Source organism: Sphingopyxis sp. (assembly GCF_025869345.1).
Classification (GTDB): Bacteria; Pseudomonadota; Alphaproteobacteria; order Sphingomonadales; family Sphingomonadaceae; genus Sphingopyxis.
This window is the reverse complement of record NZ_JAOZVW010000016.1, coordinates 1-17,247: the sequence shown is the minus strand read 5'-3', so window position 1 is coordinate 17,247 and position 17,247 is coordinate 1. Positions and strand designations below refer to the sequence as shown.

Annotated in this window: 19 protein-coding genes; 3 read left to right on the top strand and 16 right to left on the bottom strand. The window is 65.1% G+C overall.

Features of this window, described 5'->3' with window-relative positions:
• From nuoL to OJI97_RS01250, 12 genes are all read right to left on the bottom strand, one after another.
• Positions 1-1,081 (bottom strand): NADH-quinone oxidoreductase subunit L (gene nuoL / locus OJI97_RS01305; RefSeq protein WP_297660196.1); only part of this gene is annotated, 1,081 nt, incomplete at its 3' end.
• Positions 1,082-1,085: 4 nt separating this feature from the next.
• A complete protein-coding gene (gene nuoK / locus OJI97_RS01300) occupies positions 1,086-1,391 on the bottom strand; it encodes an NADH-quinone oxidoreductase subunit NuoK (RefSeq protein ID WP_053554267.1) in 306 nt (101 codons plus the stop codon).
• Positions 1,388-1,999: an NADH-quinone oxidoreductase subunit J gene (locus OJI97_RS01295; RefSeq protein WP_297660187.1), complete on the bottom strand. Its 612-nt coding sequence runs from the start codon at positions 1,997-1,999 to the stop codon at positions 1,388-1,390. Before OJI97_RS01295 ends, nuoK begins: the two co-directional genes overlap by 4 nt.
• 12 nt (positions 2,000-2,011) lie before the next feature.
• Complete coding sequence (gene nuoI, locus OJI97_RS01290; protein WP_297660184.1) at positions 2,012-2,500, bottom strand: NADH-quinone oxidoreductase subunit NuoI; 489 nt, start codon at positions 2,498-2,500, stop codon at positions 2,012-2,014.
• Positions 2,497-3,540: an NADH-quinone oxidoreductase subunit NuoH gene (gene nuoH / locus OJI97_RS01285; protein ID WP_297660181.1), complete on the bottom strand. Its 1,044-nt coding sequence runs from the start codon at positions 3,538-3,540 to the stop codon at positions 2,497-2,499. The genes nuoI and nuoH overlap by 4 nt, the downstream gene beginning before the upstream one ends.
• 208 nt (positions 3,541-3,748) lie before the next feature.
• A complete protein-coding gene (gene nuoG / locus OJI97_RS01280; protein ID WP_297660178.1) occupies positions 3,749-5,761 on the bottom strand; it encodes an NADH-quinone oxidoreductase subunit NuoG in 2,013 nt (670 codons plus the stop codon).
• Positions 5,761-7,050 (bottom strand): NADH-quinone oxidoreductase subunit NuoF, encoded by a 1,290-nt coding sequence (nuoF, locus tag OJI97_RS01275; protein WP_297660175.1) that lies wholly within the window; start codon positions 7,048-7,050, stop codon positions 5,761-5,763. The genes nuoG and nuoF overlap by 1 nt, the downstream gene beginning before the upstream one ends.
• 109 nt (positions 7,051-7,159) lie before the next feature.
• On the bottom strand, positions 7,160-7,828 hold the full coding sequence (locus OJI97_RS01270) for an NAD(P)H-dependent oxidoreductase subunit E (protein ID WP_297660172.1): 669 nt from the start codon (positions 7,826-7,828) through the stop codon (positions 7,160-7,162).
• Positions 7,829-8,062: 234 nt separating this feature from the next.
• Positions 8,063-9,280, bottom strand: coding sequence for an NADH-quinone oxidoreductase subunit D (locus OJI97_RS01265; protein WP_297660201.1), 1,218 nt, complete (start codon positions 9,278-9,280; stop codon positions 8,063-8,065).
• 35 nt (positions 9,281-9,315) lie between these two features.
• Entirely contained in the window at positions 9,316-10,233 is a 918-nt protein-coding gene (locus OJI97_RS01260) for an NADH-quinone oxidoreductase subunit C (RefSeq protein WP_297660169.1), read from the bottom strand.
• Positions 10,233-10,799 (bottom strand): NADH-quinone oxidoreductase subunit B family protein, encoded by a 567-nt coding sequence (locus tag OJI97_RS01255; protein WP_297660198.1) that lies wholly within the window; start codon positions 10,797-10,799, stop codon positions 10,233-10,235. Before OJI97_RS01255 ends, OJI97_RS01260 begins: the two co-directional genes overlap by 1 nt.
• 17 nt (positions 10,800-10,816) lie before the next feature.
• A complete protein-coding gene (locus OJI97_RS01250; RefSeq protein WP_297660166.1) occupies positions 10,817-11,191 on the bottom strand; it encodes an NADH-quinone oxidoreductase subunit A in 375 nt (124 codons plus the stop codon).
• Positions 11,192-11,406: 215 nt separating this feature from the next.
• On the opposite strand from OJI97_RS01250, the gene OJI97_RS01245 reads away from it, so the two are divergent.
• Positions 11,407-11,889 carry a YbjN domain-containing protein gene (locus tag OJI97_RS01245; protein WP_297660163.1) on the top strand — a complete coding sequence of 161 codons (483 nt, stop codon included), beginning with the start codon at positions 11,407-11,409 and terminating at the stop codon, positions 11,887-11,889.
• 109 nt (positions 11,890-11,998) lie between these two features.
• Here the strand turns inward: OJI97_RS01245 and OJI97_RS01240 are convergent, their stop codons facing one another.
• The 3 genes from OJI97_RS01240 to OJI97_RS01230 form a co-directional block, all read right to left on the bottom strand.
• Positions 11,999-12,817 (bottom strand): inositol monophosphatase family protein, encoded by an 819-nt coding sequence (locus tag OJI97_RS01240; protein ID WP_297660160.1) that lies wholly within the window; start codon positions 12,815-12,817, stop codon positions 11,999-12,001.
• A gap of 41 nt (positions 12,818-12,858) precedes the next feature.
• The gene (gene efp / locus OJI97_RS01235) at positions 12,859-13,422 is read right to left on the bottom strand and encodes an elongation factor P (protein WP_297660157.1); all 564 of its coding nucleotides are present in this window, start codon (positions 13,420-13,422) and stop codon (positions 12,859-12,861) included.
• A 113-nt stretch (positions 13,423-13,535) separates the two neighbouring features.
• Positions 13,536-15,497 carry an OPT family oligopeptide transporter gene (locus OJI97_RS01230; protein WP_297660154.1) on the bottom strand — a complete coding sequence of 654 codons (1,962 nt, stop codon included), beginning with the start codon at positions 15,495-15,497 and terminating at the stop codon, positions 13,536-13,538.
• 126 nt (positions 15,498-15,623) lie between these two features.
• Here OJI97_RS01230 and OJI97_RS01225 point away from each other — a divergent pair, with 126 nt between their 5' ends.
• Entirely contained in the window at positions 15,624-15,785 is a 162-nt protein-coding gene (locus tag OJI97_RS01225) for a hypothetical protein (protein WP_297660151.1), read from the top strand.
• 298 nt (positions 15,786-16,083) lie between these two features.
• Here OJI97_RS01225 and thiE read toward each other — a convergent pair whose 3' ends face one another.
• Entirely contained in the window at positions 16,084-16,710 is a 627-nt protein-coding gene (gene thiE / locus OJI97_RS01220) for a thiamine phosphate synthase (RefSeq protein ID WP_297660149.1), read from the bottom strand.
• 35 nt (positions 16,711-16,745) lie between these two features.
• On the opposite strand from thiE, the gene OJI97_RS01215 reads away from it, so the two are divergent.
• Positions 16,746-17,147 carry a hypothetical protein gene (locus tag OJI97_RS01215; protein WP_297660146.1) on the top strand — a complete coding sequence of 134 codons (402 nt, stop codon included), beginning with the start codon at positions 16,746-16,748 and terminating at the stop codon, positions 17,145-17,147.
• Positions 17,148-17,247 lie beyond the last annotated feature (100 nt).

Here is a 17,247-nt window from a genome sequence, read left to right as displayed (position 1 = left end):
TCGCATGGATCACCGAGCCCGCGCCGAGGAACAGCAGCGCCTTGAAGAAGGCGTGGGTGAACAGGTGGAACATCGCCGCGCCATAGGCGCCGACGCCCGCCGCGAAGAACATATAGCCGAGCTGCGAACAAGTCGAATAGGCGATGACGCGCTTGATGTCCCACTGGGTCGTGCCGACCGTTGCGGCGAAAAAGCAGGTCGCCGCGCCGACGAAGGTCACGACGCCCGCCGCGACCGGCGCGGCCTCGAACATCGGCGACAGGCGGCAGACCATGAACACGCCCGCGGTGACCATCGTCGCGGCGTGGATCAGCGCCGACACCGGGGTCGGGCCCTCCATCGCGTCGGGGAGCCAGGTATGCAGCCCAAGCTGCGCCGACTTACCCATCGCGCCGATGAACAGCAGCAGGCAGAGCACGGTCATCGTGTCGAACCGGTGGCCGAGGAAGCCGATCGTCGACCCCGCCATGCCCGGCGCGGCGGCCAGAATCTCGGGGATCGAGACGGTGCCGAACACCAGGAAGGTGCCGAAGATGCCGAGCATGAAGCCGAGGTCGCCGACGCGGTTGACGACGAACGCCTTGATCGCGGCGGCATTGGCGCTCGGCTTCTTGTACCAGAAACCGATGAGCAGATAGGAGGCGAGACCGACGCCCTCCCAGCCGAAGAACATCTGGACGAGATTGTTCGCGGTCACGAGCATCAGCATCGCGAAGGTGAAGAGCGACAGATAGGCGAAGAAACGCGGCTGGTCCGGGTCCTCGCTCATATAGCCCCAGCTATAGAGGTGGACGAGCGCCGACACCGTCGTGATGACGACGAGCATCACCGCGGTCAGCGTGTCAACGCGCAGTTCCCAGTTGAACTGGAGCGCGCCCGACGACACCCAGTGGAGCACCGGCGTCACGCCCGCCTCACCCGTTCCCGCGACGAACGACAGGAAGATCGGCCAGCTCAGCGCGCAGCTCAGGAACAGCGCGCCCGTGGTGATGATCTTCGACGGGACATTGCCGATGACGCGCTGACCGAGGCCAGCGACAATCGCCGCGAGCAGCGGCAGGAAAACGATCGCCTGAATCACCGGCTTACCCCTTCATCCGGTTGGCATCGTCGACGGCAATGGTGCCGCGGCCGCGGAAATAAATGACGAGAATGGCAAGACCGATCGCCGCTTCGCCCGCGGCCACCGTCAGCACGAACATCGCGAACACCTGTCCGACGAGATCGCCGAGCGCGGCGCTGAACGCGACGAGGTTGATGTTCACCGCGAGCAGGATCAGCTCGATCGCCATCAGGATGACGATGATATTCTTGCGGTTGATGAAGATGCCGAGCACGCCGAGCGTGAACAGCACCGCCGAAACGGCGAGATAATGGCCGACCGAAATCACAATTCCATCCCCTGCCCGACGCCCGGATCGACGAGCCGCGTCGCGTCCTGCGGACGGCGCCGGTTCTGCGCCGAGATATTCTGGCTGCGCACGCCCCCGCGTTGACGATGCGTCAGCGCGATCGCGCCGATCATCGCGACGAGCAGGACGATGCCCGCCGCCTCGAACAGGAAGATGTAGCGCGTGTAGAGCAGTTCGCCGATCTGCTGGATATTGCTGGTGTCGGCCGTCACCGGCGCCGCGCGCGCGGCCAGGTCGACCCCGCCCGCCTGCCACGCCCCGACCGCGAAGACGAGTTCGGCGGCAAGGATGATCGCGACGAGCGCGCCGAGCGGCAGATAGCGCACGAAACCAGCGCGCAGCTCTGCGAAATCGATGTCCAGCATCATCACCACGAACAGGAACAGCACCGCGACCGCGCCGACATAGACGATGACGAGCAGCATCGCGATGAACTCGGCCCCCGCAAGCAGCATCAGCCCTGCCGCGTTGAAGAAGGCGAGGATCAGCCACATGACGCTGTGGACCGGGTTGCGCGCGAAGATGACCATCGCCGCGGAGGCGATGGTGATGGCCGCGAAGAGGTAAAAGGCGATGAGCTGAATCATGTCCGCGCGCCCTTATCGATAGGGCGCGTCGGCGGCAAGATTCGCCGCGATCGCGCGCTCCCATTTGTCGCCGTTGGCGAGCAGCTTCGCCTTGTCATAGAGCAGCTCCTCGCGCGTTTCGGTCGCGAATTCGAAGTTCGGCCCCTCAACGATCGCATCGACCGGGCAGGCTTCCTGACAGAAGCCGCAATAGATGCACTTCGTCATGTCGATGTCGTAGCGCGTCGTGCGGCGCGAGCCGTCATCGCGCGGCTCGGCCTCGATCGTGATCGCCTGCGCCGGACACACCGCTTCGCACAGCTTGCACGCAATGCAGCGCTCCTCGCCGTTCGGATAACGGCGCAGCGCATGCTCGCCGCGAAAACGCGGCGACAGCGGGTTCTTCTCGAACGGATAGTTGATCGTCGCCTTCGGCTTGAAGAAATATTTGAGCGTCAGCCAATGGGCCTGCACAAATTCCCACAAGGTGAAGGTTCTGACGAGATGGGCGATGGAACTCATGAATACCTCGTCAGCATCAGATAGCCGGAGATCAGGAAGATCCAGATCAGCGAGATCGGCAGGAACACCTTCCAGCCCAGCCGCATGAGCTGGTCGTAGCGATAGCGCGGGACGGTCGCCTTCACCCAGCTGAAGGCGAAGAAGAAGAAGAGGATTTTCGCGAACAGCCAGACGATGCCCGGGACGGCATAGAGCGGCGCCCAGTCGATCGGCGGCAGCCAGCCGCCCCAGAAGAGCACCGCGTTGAGCGTGCACATCAACAGCACGTTGGCATATTCGCCGAGCCAGAAGAGCGCGAAACTCATCGACGAATATTCGGTCTGATAGCCCGCGACGAGCTCGCTTTCGGCCTCGGTCAGGTCGAACGGCGTGCGCGCGGTCTCGGCGAGCGACGAGATAAAGAACAGCACCGCGAGCGGGAAGAGCAGCAGGTTGAAGCCGAAGGCGTTGACCAGCCCAAGCCCGTGCCCCTGCTGCGCCTTGACGATCTCGTTCAGGTTGAAGCTGTCGGCGAACAGCACGACGCCGATCAGGATGAAGCCGATCGAGACTTCATAGCTGATCATCTGCGCCGAGGCGCGCATCGCGGAGAAGAAAGGATATTTCGAGTTCGACGACCAGCCCGACAGGATGACGCCATAGACGCCGAGCGAACTGACCGCGAGGATATAGAGCAATCCGACATTGATGTCGGCGAGCACGGCGCCCGAATTGAACGGGATCACCGCCCACGCCATCAGCGCCACCGTGAAGGTGATGATCGGCGCAATCAGGAACAGGCCGCGGTTCGCACTCGACGGAATGATCGTTTCCTGCAGGAACACCTTCAGCCCGTCGGCGAAGCTCTGGAGCAGGCCGAAGGGCCCGACGACGTTCGGCCCGCGCCGCAGCGCCATCGCCGCCCAGATCTTGCGGTCGGCATAGATGATCATCGCGACCGCGAGCATCAGCGGCAGCGCGATGAGCAGGATGCCGCAGATCGTCGCGACGCCCCACGCCCATTCGTAGGACATGCCGAGAGATTGGAAAAATTCGGTCATCGGAACGCAACCCCTTCCCCTCTCCCCTTGCGGGAGAGGGTTGCGAAGACTTGGCGGCTCTGCCGCCTAGTCGAAGCTGGGTGAGGGGTATCAACGGCGCGCACAAACGCAGCGGTGGAACCCCTCATCCAACTGCGCCTAGCCGCCTGCGGCGGCAAGGCTTCGTATCCTTCTCCCGCAAGGGGAGAAGGGATGAACTGTGCCGCGGTCATTCCGCCGCCTCCGCATAATCACCGCCGTGGAGCAGTTCGTCCGAGCAGCGCTGCATCGTCGGCGACGCGCGGCATATGGCGTTGGTCAGGTAGAAATCCTTGATCGGCGACGGGATCGCGCGCGCTTCGGGCTTCGCAGGCAACTTCGGAACCGACCAGCCATAGTCGGCGAGCCCTTCCGCGCCCAGCGCCGGCACCGCCGCGATCATCGCGGCGCGGCACTCGGCGAAGCTGTCGAAGCCGACCGACACGCCCAACGCATCGGCGAGCGCGCGGAAGATGCTCCAGTCCTCGCGCGCGTCGCCCGGCGCGAACACCGCCTTCTCGCTGCGCTGGACGCGACCCTCGGTGTTGACCGTGGTGAAATCCTTCTCGGTCCATGCTGCGGCGGGCAGGATGACGTCGGCCGCGTGCGCGCCCTTGTCGCCATGGTGGCCGACATAGACCTTCAGCGTCCCCGCGAACGCCGCGAAATCGACCTCGTCGGCGCCGAGGAAGAAAGCAAGCTTGGGCTTCGCCGCGATCACGTCCCTGATCCCACCCGGCTGCGAATAGCCGAGCATCAGCGCACCCATGCGCGCGGCCGAGAAATGGACGACGTTGAAGCCGTTCCAGCCGTCCTTGACCGCGTTCACCGACTTGGCAAGCGCCAGCGCCGCGCCATGCACGCCCGGCACCGACAGCGCGCCGCCGCCAAAGATCAGCATCGGCCGCTCGGCGCCCTTGAGCGCATCGAGCGCCGCCTGCGGCAGCTTCGCGACCAGCGACGCATCGTCGCCGAGCCATTCGACCTTGTAGGTCTGGTCGATCTCGGGCCCGATGCCGAAGACTTTCGCGCCCTTCTTCCACGCCGCCTTGCGGACGCGCGTGTTGATCAGCGGCGCTTCCCAGCGCAGGTTCGTGCCGACGAGCAGGATCACGTCGGCATTCTCGGCCTCGGCGACCCCGGTGTTGAAATTGACCGCCGACAGGCTGGTGACGTCATAGTCGAGGCCGGTCTGGCGCCCCTCGAACAGGTGGCCGCCGAGCGCGGTGACCAGCGCCTTCGCGGCGAACATCGTTTCGCAATCGGCCATGTCGCCCGCGATCGCCGCGACCGACTTGCCGGCCTTCGCGGCCTTGATCGCGTCGAACGCCTCGGCCCAGCTCGCTTCGACGAGTTGACCGCCCTTGCGGATGTAAGGCCGGTCGAGGCGGCGGCGGATCAGGCCGTCGACATGGTGGCGCGTCTTGTCGCTCGCCCATTCCTCATTCACATCGTCGTTGACGCGCGGCAACACGCGCAGCACCTGCCGACCGCGGCTGTCGATGCGGACGTTGGTGCCGACCGCGTCGCTCATGTCGATGCCGAGCGTCTTGGTCAGTTCCCACGGCCGCGCCTCGAACGCATAGGGTTTCGACGTCAGCGCGCCGACCGGACACAGATCGACGACATTGCCCGACAATTCGCTCGCCACCGCACGTTCGAGATACGACGTGATCTGCATATTCTCGCCGCGATAGATCGCGCCGATATCCTCGACCCCGGCGACTTCCTCGGCAAAGCGGACGCAGCGCGTGCACTGGATGCAGCGCGTCATCACCGTCTTGACGATCGGCCCCATATATTTCTCGGTCACCGCGCGCTTGTTCTCGTCATAGCGCGAGGCGCCGCGGCCATAGGCGACCGACTGGTCCTGCAAGTCGCATTCGCCGCCCTGATCGCAGATCGGGCAGTCGAGCGGATGGTTGATGAGCAGGAACTCCATCACCCCTTCGCGCGCCTTCTTCACCATCGGGCTGTCGGTCTTGATGATCTGGCCTTCGGCGGCGGGCAGCGCGCACGACGCCTGCGGCTTTGGCGGCCCCGGCGCGACCTCGACCAGGCACATGCGGCAATTGCCGGCGATCGACAGGCGTTCATGATAGCAAAAGCGCGGGATTTCCTTCCCCGCCAGCTCGCACGCCTGCAGGACGGTCGCGCCCTGCGGGACGTCGAGTTCTACGCCATCTACGGTAACTTTAGGCATTATTCGGCTGCCTCCAGCGCGCCGCCATTGTCACGGATGCGGCGTTCGAGTTCGGGGCGGAAGTGGCGGATCAGGCCCTGGATCGGCCATGCCGCCGCGTCGCCGAGCGCGCAGATGGTGTGGCCTTCCACCTGCTTGGTGACGTCGAACAGGGTGTCGATCTCGCTGATGTCGGCGTCGCCGGTGCGCAGCCGCTCCATCACGCGCCACATCCAGCCGGTGCCCTCACGGCACGGGGTGCACTGGCCGCAGCTTTCATGCTTGTAGAAATAGCTGATGCGGCTGATCGCCTGAACGACGTCGGTCGACTTGTCCATGACGATCGCGGCGGCGGTACCGAGACCCGAGCCGAGCGCCTTCAGCCCGTCGAAATCCATCGGCGCGTCCATGATCTCGGCCGCCGGAACCAGCGGCACCGACGAGCCGCCGGGGATCACCGCGAGCAGATTGTCCCAGCCGCCGCGGATGCCGCCGCAATGTTTTTCGATCAGGTCGCGGAACGGGATGCCCATCTCTTCCTCGACGACGCACGGGCGTTCGACATGGCCCGAGATCTGGAAGAGCTTGGTGCCCTTGTTATTCTCGCGCCCGAAGCTGGAGAACCACGATGCGCCACGGCGCAGGATCGTCGGGACGACCGCGATGCTTTCGACATTGTTCACCGTCGTCGGACAGCCATAGAGGCCCGCCCCCGCCGGGAACGGGGGTTTCAGGCGCGGCTGGCCCTTCTTGCCCTCGAGGCTTTCGATCATCGCGGTTTCTTCGCCGCAGATATAGGCGCCGGCGCCGCGATGGACGAAGACGTCGAAATCATAGCCCGATTTCGCGGCGTTCTTGCCGAGCAGGCCGGCGTCATAAGCCTCCTGCACCGCCGCGAACAAAGTCTCGGCCTCGCGAATGAACTCGCCGCGAATGTAGATATAGGCGGCGCGGGCGCGCATCGCATAGCCTGCGATCAGCGCGCCTTCGATCAGCTTGTGCGGATCGTGGCGGATGATCTCGCGGTCCTTGCACGACCCCGGCTCGGATTCGTCGGCGTTGATGACGAGGAAGCTCGGGCGGTCGGCGCGCGGCTCCTTCGGCATGAAGCTCCACTTGAGCCCCGTCGGGAAGCCCGCGCCGCCGCGGCCGCGCAAGCCCGATGCCTTGACCTCCTCGATGATCGCGTCCTGGCCGCGCTTCATCAAATCCTTGGTCTTGTCCCAATCGCCGCGCGCCTGCGCGGCCTTCAGGTTCCATGGCTGGAACCCGTAAAGATTGGTGAAAATGCGGTCTTTGTCAGCGAGCATGGCCAGCCTCACTCACCCTTCCCTTTGCTGCCCTGACGTGCAGCAAAGACGGCGATAAAAACGACGGCGACGCCCATGAAGGCGGAGCCCAATGCGATCCAGACCGCCATTACCAGTCCTTCCGATAGTCATGGTTGGCTTTGACCATGTCCTTCAGCGTCGTCGGGCCGCCTTCGGGTTCGCTCGTGTGACGCTTCGGGTTCTGCGGTCCGGTTTTCGGCTGCTTGCCCGCGGCGAGATCGTCGAGCAGGCGGACCGTGCTGTCGTAATCGAGGTCTTCGTAATTATCGTCGTTGATCTGGACCATCGGCGCGTTGGTGCAGGTGCCCATGCACTCGACCTCGGTCAGCGTGAACAGGCCGTCGGGGGTGGTCTTGCCCTTCACCATGCCGCGGTTCTTGCACGCGGCCATGACGTCGTCCGACCCGCGCAGCATGCACGGCGTCGTCCCGCACACCTGCACATGATAGCGGCCGACCGGCGCGAGATTGTACATGGTGTAGAAGGTCGCGACCTCATAGGCGCGGATGAACGGCATATCGAGCTGCGCGGCGACATATTCGATCACCGGCACCGGCAGCCAGCCCTGCGTGTTCGTCTCGGCCCCGACCTGCCGCTGCGCGAGGTCGAGCAAGGGCATCACCGCCGAGCGCTGACGCCCCGCGGGGTAGCGCGCGATGACGGTCTTCGCCTTCTCGGCATTTTCTGCCGTCCACGCAAAAGCGCCCCAGCGCGCGCGGACTTCGGCCTCATCGGGGATTTGGGGTGCGTCAGCCATCGATATCCCCGCTTTCCTGTTTCTTGTGGTGGCGTGCGTATAGGCTACTGGCGACAAGCAGCATTATGCCGCCAAGCGCGCCTAGGGACGCCGCCCCTTCGGCGACATCATGGCCCGAATGCCCCAGCATCCAAACGCCCAGGCCGCCGCCAACCGCTGCCAGAAGCAGAAGCCCGGCCAACAGGGTGTGCGTCCGCCTCGACGCTGGCGTGACTCCAAGTGTCTGGCGCGACGTCACCGATCACACTCCCCGAACACGACGTCGATCGCGCCGATGATCGCCGTGGTGTCCGCGAGCATATGGCCCTTCGCCATCATGTCCATCGCCTGCAGGTGCGAAAAGGCCGTCGGGCGGATCTTGCAGCGGTACGGCTTGTTGGTGCCGTCGCTGACCAGATAGACGCCGAATTCGCCCTTGGGGCTCTCGGTCGCCACATAGACTTCGCCCGCGGGGACGTGGAAGCCCTCGGTATAGAGCTTGAAGTGATGGATCAGCGATTCCATCGACTGCTTCATCTCGCCGCGCTTCGGGGGCACGACCTTGCGGTCGAGGCTCGCGATCGGGCCGCCCGGCATATCGCGCAGGCATTGCTTGATGATGCGCGCCGACTGATAGACTTCCTGCACGCGGACCATGAAGCGGTCGTAGCAGTCGCCGCGCGTGCCGACCGGAATGTCGAACTCCATCGCGGCATAGGCGTCATAGGGCTGCGACTTGCGGATGTCCCACGGAATGCCGCTGCCGCGGATCATCGGGCCGGAGAAGCCCCACGCCAGCGCGTCTTCCTTGCTCACCGTCGCGATATCGACGTTGCGCTGTTTGAAGATGCGGTTGTCGATGACGAGGCTCATCGCGTCGCCGAACAGCTTGGGCAGCCGCGTCTCGCACCATTCGCCGATGTCGACGAGCAGCTTTTCGGGCACGTCCTGATGGACGCCGCCGGGGCGGAACCACGCCGAGTGCATCCGCGCGCCCGACGCGCGCTCGAAGAAGTTGAGGCAATCCTCGCGCAGCTCGAACACCCAGAGGTTCGGGGTCATCGCGCCGACGTCCATGACGTGCGACCCGATGTTGAGCATATGGTTGCAGATGCGCGTCAGTTCCGCGAACAGCGTGCGCAGATATTGCGCGCGCGCCGGCACCTCGAGGTCGAGCAGTTTCTCGATCGCGAGGACATAGCTGTGCTCCATGCCGAGCGGCGAGCAATAGTCGAGCCGGTCGAAATAGGGCAGCGCCTGCAAATAGGTCTTGTACTCGATGAGCTTTTCGGTGCCGCGATGGAGCAAGCCGACGTGCGGGTCGACGCGCTCGATGATCTCGCCGTCGAGCTCCATCACCATGCGCAGCACGCCGTGCGCCGCGGGGTGCTGCGGGCCGAAGTTGATCGTGTAGTTGGTGACGACCTGGTCGCCCGCGGTGTCGGCGGTGTCGACCGGATAGCCCTCGAACATGTCGCTGCCGTGGTGCTTGACCTGAGGAGAGTCGGTCATGCGTCGCCTCCTTTAGGCTTGCGCGGTGCGCGCGGCTTGGCCGGAGCCTTCGCCTTCGCGGGCGCCTTCTCCGCCTTCTTCGTGGCCGGAGTCTTCGCTTTCGCCGCGGTGGTCGTCTTCGCGCCGTCGCGGCTCGGCTTGGCGGCCTTCAGATTGGTTTTGGCGCCCGCGCCCGTCTGCGCGGTCTTTTCGGTCGTCTTCGGGGTCGATGGCGGCGCCTTCTTCGCGGCCTCGTCGTCGGCCTTCTTGACCTGCTGTGCGGTCATCGGGGTCGGCGCGCCCTTGCCCGGCGCTTCGCCGGTCCCGCCGGCCTTTTCATCGCCCGGCAGCACATAGTCGGCGCCTTCCCACGGGCTGAGGAAATCGAAGCTGCGGAAATCCTGCGCCAGCTTCACCGGCTCATAGACGACGCGCTTGTCCTCCTCCGAATAGCGCAGCTCGGTATAGCCGGTCAGCGGGAAATCCTTGCGCTGCGGATGGCCCTGAAAACCGTAGTCGGTCAGGATACGGCGCAGGTCCGGGTTGCCCGCGAACAGCACGCCATACATGTCGAACACCTCGCGCTCGAGCCAGCCGGCGACCGGCCAGACGGGCACGATGCTCGGCACCGGGGTCGCTTCGTCGGTGCAGACGCGGACGCGCAGGCGGTGGTTCTTCGTCACGCTGAGCAGGTGATAGACGACCTCGAAGCGCTCGGCGCGGTCGGGATAGTCGACCCCGGCTATCTCCATGAGCTGCTGATAGCCCAGATTGTCGCGAAGGCTGATCATCACGCCCGCGATGGCGTCGCGGCGCACGGTGACGCTGTCCTCGCCGACGGCGAAGACATGGTCGATCAGGTCGTCGCCGAGCAGCTTCTTCAGCGCGGCGCCGATACCCTCGCGGGGCGCGATCAGGGGAGCGGGACTGGCCATCAGCGTTCGATCGTCCCGGTGCGGCGAATCTTCCGCTGCAACTGCATCACGCCATAGAGCAGGGCCTCGGCGGTCGGCGGACATCCGGGGACATAAATGTCCACGGGCACGATGCGGTCGCAGCCGCGCACCACCGAATAGCTGTAGTGATAATAGCCGCCGCCGTTGGCGCAGCTTCCCATCGAGATCACATATTTGGGGTTCGACATCTGGTCGTAGACGCGGCGGAGCGCCGGAGCCATTTTGTTGCAGAGCGTCCCCGCGACGATCATCACGTCCGACTGGCGCGGGCTGGCGCGCGGCGCGACGCCGAAACGCTCCATGTCATAACGCGGCATGTTGACGTGAATCATCTCGACCGCGCAGCAGGCGAGCCCGAAGGTCATCCACCAGAGCGAGCCGGTGCGCGCCCAGTTGAACAGATCCTCGGTCGAGGTGACGAGAAAGCCCTTGTCGCCGACCTCGCTGTTGAGATCGTCGAAAAAACCCGCGTCGGGGTTCGTCCCCGGCGCCACCGGCAAGACTCCGGGGTTGGTGCCCGGGGCGACCGGCGTCTGGCCGGGCATGATGATGCTGGAAGTGCTCATTCCCAATCCAACGCGCCTTTTTTCCACGCGTACACAAGGCCGATCGCGAGTTCGGCAAGGAAGACCATCATCGTCGCCCAGCCGGCCCAGCCGATTTCCTTGAGGCTGACCGCCCAGGGAAAGAGGAAGGCGGCTTCGAGGTCGAAGATGATGAAGAGGATGGCGACAAGATAGAAACGCACGTCGAACTGGCTGCGGGCGTCCTCGAACGCGGGGAAGCCGCATTCATATTCGGTCAGCTTCGCCGGGTCGGGCTTGTGCGTGCCGGTCAGGCGCGCGACGCCCATCGGCAGAAAGACGAACGCCGAGGACAGGCCAACGGCGATGACCAGAAAGAGCAGAATCGGCAGATATTGCGTCAGATCGACCATGGGAGCTCGCAGTCTATTCAGGTGTTTGCCACCGTTATCGCGGGGCGCTTTAGGCCAGTGCGCCGCGCCCCGCAAGCGCCGCGGGCAGGATTTTCGTTACCATTGTGACCAAAGGCATAAGGAAGGCTGGCCCGATCACCTAATGCTGTGTTACGCCGCCTGCGTGGGTCGGCGTTTCGGGTGATTATAACCCACTTTTCAATCAGGGAGCTGACATGCGATCATTTTCTTTCGGGACCACGCTGGCGATGGGCGCCGCCCTCGCGCTTTCCGCGACGCCGGCGCACGCCGAACTGGTCAATGCGAAAAACCCGGCCACGATCAAGGCGATCGTCGAGTCGCAAGGATGGCCCGCCACGCTGGTCAGCAAGGCCGACGCGGACCCCTATATCGAAAGCAGCCGCAACGGGCTCAAGTTCCTCGTCATCTTCATGAACTGCGAGGATCACAAGAATTGCAAGACGATGCAATATTATATGGGTTTCAGCGACGCGAAGGATGTGTCGCTCGACCGCTTCAACGAGTGGAACAAGACCAAGCGCTTCGCGCGCGGTTACAAGGACGACGAAGGCGATCCGGTCCTGGAGATGGACGTCGACGTCGATTTCGCGGGCATCCCGCGCGAGAATCTGGGCGAGACCTTCAACACCTGGGCCTCGCTGATGGACAGCTATCGCGAGTTCATTTTCGACAAGTAAGGCGCCGTCCTTTTTCGTCACCCCGGACTTGATCCGGGGTCCCGCTAGCGGGCGTCGCTAGGCGGGATGCCGGATCAAGTCCGGCATGACGATGGGGGCAGGATCGCGATCACGCGTTACGCAGCGCGCCCGCGACCAGTTTCTGCAGCTTGCTATGCACCGCGCCGCTGCCCGCGATAAATTCGCTGCGCTCGATCGCGCGGTCGCCGCCACGGAAATCGCTGACGAAGCCGCCCGCCTCGCGCACCAGCAGCATCCCGGCAGCGACGTCCCAGATATTGAGGTCGCTTTCCCAGAAACCATCGAAACGCCCCGCCGCGACCCACGCGAGGTCGAGGCTCGCGGCACCGAAGCGGCGGATTCCGGCAACCTCAGGTGCGACGGCGCCGAAGATGCGGCTCCATTGCGCCATGTCGCCATGCCCCATGAAGGGGATGCCGGTCGCGATCAGGCATTCGTTCAAATGACGGCGCGACGCGACGCGCAGGCGCCGGTCGTGCAGCCATGCGCCGCGGCCGCGTTCGGCCCAATAGCTTTCGTCGGTCACCGGCTGATAGATCAGCGCGGCGGTGACGTCGCCCCAGCCGCCGCCGAGCTTCGGTTCCTGCACCGCGATCGAAATCGCAAATTGCGGGATCGCGTGAAGGAAGTTCGAGGTGCCGTCGAGCGGGTCGATGATGAAACGCGGCTTGCCCGGCTCGCCCTCGATTTCGCCGGCCTCTTCCATCAGGAAGCCCCAGCCCGGACGCGCGTGGGTCAGTTCGTCGTAAAGCGTGCGCTCGGCGGCCTGATCGGCCTTCGATACGAAGTCGGCGGGCCCCTTCTGCGAGACCTGCAGATGCTCGATCTCGCCGAAGTCGCGGCGCAGCTTGGTGCCCGCTTTACGCGCGGCGCGTTCCATGACGGTGATGATGCCCGATACGGCCATGTCAAATCTCCACCCGCCCGGTTGCGGGCGGCGATACCTAATTAGTCGGCGCGGCGGACATATTCGCGGTCATAGACATTGACCACGATGCGGGTGCCGCTGGTGATGTGCGGCGGCACCATCACGCGCACGCCGTTATCGAGGATCGCGGGCTTGTAGGACGACGACGCCGTCTGCCCCTTCACCACCGCGTCGGCCTCGACGATCGTCGCTTCGATCTGTTCGGGCAGTTCGACCGAGATCGGGCGCTCTTCCCACAGTTCGAGCACGACTTCCATGCCGTCCTGCAGGAACTCGTGCGCGTCGCCGACGACTTCCTTCGAGATGTTGATCTGCTCGAACGTGTCCTTGTCCATGAAGACGAGATCGTCGCCTTCGGCATAAAGATACTGGAAATCCTTGGTGTCGAGGCGGACCTTCTCGACCGTGTCCGCGCTGCGGAAACGATTGTTGAGCTTGCGCCCGTCGATCAGGTTCTTGGCTTCGACCTGCATATAGGCGCCGCCCTTGCCCGGCTGGGTGTGCTGGATCTTGGTGACCTTCCAGATGCCGCCTTCATATTCGATAATATTGCCGGGACGGATTTCAACGCCGGTGATTTTCATCGCGCACACTCGCTTCAACAAGGATGGAAAGAGCCGCCGGCGCGCGCAGCCGCGCACCGGTTCAGGAGCGCGCCCTTAGCCGCGGACGCGGCGAAGGGCAAGCGATCCGTATATCAGGCGGTCGTTTCGACGGCTTTGCGGGTCCGCGCATAGCTCGTCAGGATGAGCGCGACGAACAGACCGACACCGACGAGGATCGACGGCACATGGAATCCGTCGCCGACGACCGCGAGCGGCGCATCGCTATCGGTCGCATAGACGAGGCCCGCGTAAAGGACGCCGAACAGGCTCTCGCCGACGATCATGCCCGTTGCGGTCAGCACACCCATACGGTGGGCAAAGGCCGGATTCGCGCGGCGATCCGCCCAACGGTCATAGAACCAGCCGCCGACCGCACCGATCACCACCGGCAGGATCACCGCCATCGGCAGGTAGATGCCGATCCCGATCGCGAGCGGCGGCAGGCGCAGCTTCTTCGCGCGGCCGAGCAGTTCGTCGACGATGACGAAGCCCACGCCCGCGAGCGCGCCAAAACCCAGCATTGCCCAGTTGAGGTCGCCGCCGAGCACGCCCTTGGCGAGCGAGGAGATGAGCCCCGCCTGCGGCGCGGCGAGCGCGTTCGGGCCGGCGCCTGGGACGCCGACGAAGCCCACCGTCTCGTTCAGCACGTTGAGTACCGGCGGCACGACGAGCGAGCCGAAGACGACGCCGATGATCAGCGCGACCTGCTGCTTCCACGGCGTAGCGCCGACGAGCTGGCCGGTCTTGAGATCCTGGAGATTGTCGTTCGAGATCGTCGCGATGCCGAAGACGATGCCGGTGACGATCAACGCATAGGCGACCATCGCCGCGCTCGCCTCCGCCCCGCCGCCGCGGCCGAGCAGCCCGACGAGGAGCAGCGAAGAGGCGATGATCGCGAGGATGCCGATTCCCGAAACGGGCGAGTTCGACGCCCCGATCAGGCCGGCCATATAGCCGGTGACCGAGGCGATCATCAGCCCGATGACGATGACGAAGACCAGCGCCCCGGCAATCAGGATCGCCGCCGACCCCGCCAGCGGTCCGCCCGCGAGCACCGACCACAGCAGCCAGGCGATCGGCAGGAGGATCAGCAGCGAGCCACCGAACACCCAGCCGATGGCGATATCCTGCTCCTCGACCGCGAGCGCCGTGCCCGCGTGGCGCGCCTTGCTCGCCGCCATCGCCGAGCGGATGCCGCCGATTACCGGCCCGGCGATCTTGAGCAGGGTCCAGAGCGCGGCGACCGCGATCACCCCTGCGCCGAAGAAGCGGACATCGTCGCGAAACACCGCGTTCGCGATCGTTTCCGCATCGGGTCCGGCGACGCCCTGGGTCAGGATCGGCAGCAAGATCCACCAGCCGACGACCAGCCCCACGAGCTGCGCGAGGCCAACCGACAGGCCAACGAGATGGCCGACGCCGAACAAGGCGAAGCCGAGGCCGCCCGAGATGCCGGTGGCGCCCGCCCCGACCTTGAACCAGCGCGACACTTCGGCGGCGGCGAGCTTCATCTGCGCGAGCAGCGCGAAGCCGGCGGAGATCAGGCTGTTCCACAGCAGCGCCGACAGCCCGGCCTTGTTCTCGGCCGCGCCCTCGGCGCTGGCGGCGCCGACGTGCAGCACCTCGGCCGCGGCACGGCCTTCGGGATAGGGCAGATCGGCATCGACGACGAGCGCGCGGCGCAGCGGCACCGAAAAGAGCACCCCCAATATGCCGCCGAGCATCGTGATCGCGGTCGTCTCCAGCATCGGGAAACCCTGCCAGTAACCGACCATGACAAGCCCCGGCAGCACGAAGATGATCGCAGCGAGCGTGCCCGCGGCGCTGGCGATCGTCTGGACGATATTATTCTCGAGGATCGTCGCGCCCGACATATAGCGCAACAGCGCCATCGAAATGACTGCGGCGGGGATCGAGGTGGCAAAGGTCAGCCCGACCTTCAGCCCCAGATAGACGTTCGCCGCGGTGAAGGCCAAGGTCAGCACCCCGCCGAGCAGGATCGCACGCAGCGTCAGTTCGCGCACGGCTAGCCCGTTCTGCTTCTCGTTCGTCATCAGAAACTCCCTCGCCGCAACCTGTCGCGGGCGGCGCGCTTCGAGGCAAGCGAAAAGGCGATGAACCGAAGCGGATTTGACGCATCGATCCAATATATCGGCCCGCGCCCGATTCATAAGGCGCGCATGATGAATATCGATCTTCCCGACCGGCCCCCGCCCCGCACACCGCCGAAGCCCGCCCGGCGCCCCACGCCCTGCGCCGGCCTGTTCGGCTGGCGCAAAGGTGCCCTCCCCGACGCAGGCACCCCCAAGGACAAGGCACAGGGCGATTATCCTCTCGCCTGAAGAGCCACCGCGTCCTTGCGGCCCCGGACTTGATCCGGGAGAAGCAATCCAGAGTAGGCGTAAACCGCCCTGGATTGCTTCGCTCCGCTCGCAATGACGATTTCAACAAATGTCATCCCGCTCTGAGCGAGGGCTTTGAATTACCACTCAGCCGCGTCCCCGCGAAGGCGGGGACCCATCTCCGACCGGTTCAAGATGGGACCGGCGGGAGATGGACCCCCGCCTTCGCGGGGGAACAGGTTTTCCCATGATAGGGCCGGCGCGACCAAGGCCACCGCGCAAGGAAGCCCTCTCCTCGTCACCCCGCCATCAGCGTGTCGAACGCCCGCACCGCCGCCGCCGGTCCTTCGGGATGCGCCCAGACGCCGCCCGAAACCGCGAGGAAATCCGCGCCCGCCTCGATCAGCGTCTGCGCATTGTCGACGGTGATCCCGCCGATCGCGACGCACGGCAGTTCGAACAATCCCTGCCACCAGGTCAGGATTTCGGGGTCGGCGTGATGCTCGACCGTCTTGGTCGCCGTCGGGAAGAAGGCGCCGAACGCGACATAGTCCGCCCCAGCCTCGCCCGCTTCCATCGCAAGATGGCGGCTGTCGTGACAGGTTACGCCGATCTGCGCGCCCGGCCCGAGCAGGCGCCGCGCGTCCTGCGGGTCGCCGTCGCCCTGCCCCAGATGGACGCCATCGGCGCCTAGCCGCTTCGCCAGCGCCATGTCGTCGTTGACGATGAACGCGGTATCGTGCGCGGCGCAGATCGCCTGCAGCGGCTCGGCGAGCCGCGCCGCCTCGTGCTGGCTCACATTTTTGACGCGAAACTGGAACGCCGCGACCGGCGCGGCGGACAGCGCTTCCTCGAGTTTCGCGGGAAAATCGCCGCCGACGTCGAGCGGCGAGATCAGGTAAAGCTGGCAGGATGGCGTGGTCATGGCGGGTTCATAGCGACGCGGCGATTATCCCGCAAATGCAGACCGTGCCGCGCCTCGCCCTTTCCGCCCTCGCCACCGCCGCCCTGCTGTCAGGCTGCGCGACAACCCGCGAACAGGCGCCGCTGCCCGACGGCCGCGACGTCGCGCTCGGCCAGCGTGCCTATGTCGACGGCCCGATCGTCCAGCCGGTCAAGCTGCTGGAGGACAGCCGCTGCCCGATGAACGCGCGCTGCATCTGGGCGGGGCGCGTGCGGCTTCAAATGGTCTGGATTCGCGGCAATGGCGAGCGGCAGCCGTTCGAGGTGACGCTAGGCGAGCCCGCGCGCCTCGCCGACGGCACGATCACGCTCGAATCGGTGCGCCCGGCAAAGCGCACGAGCGATGCGATCAGGCCCGAGGATTACCGCTTCTCATTCCGCTTCCTGGGCGGGCTGTAAGGCATATTTAGAGCACCGCGCGTTAAATTGGCACCACCCCAATTCCGTTCGTGTCGAGCGAAGTCGAGACACCCATCGGAACAGCACAAGGCCGATGGGT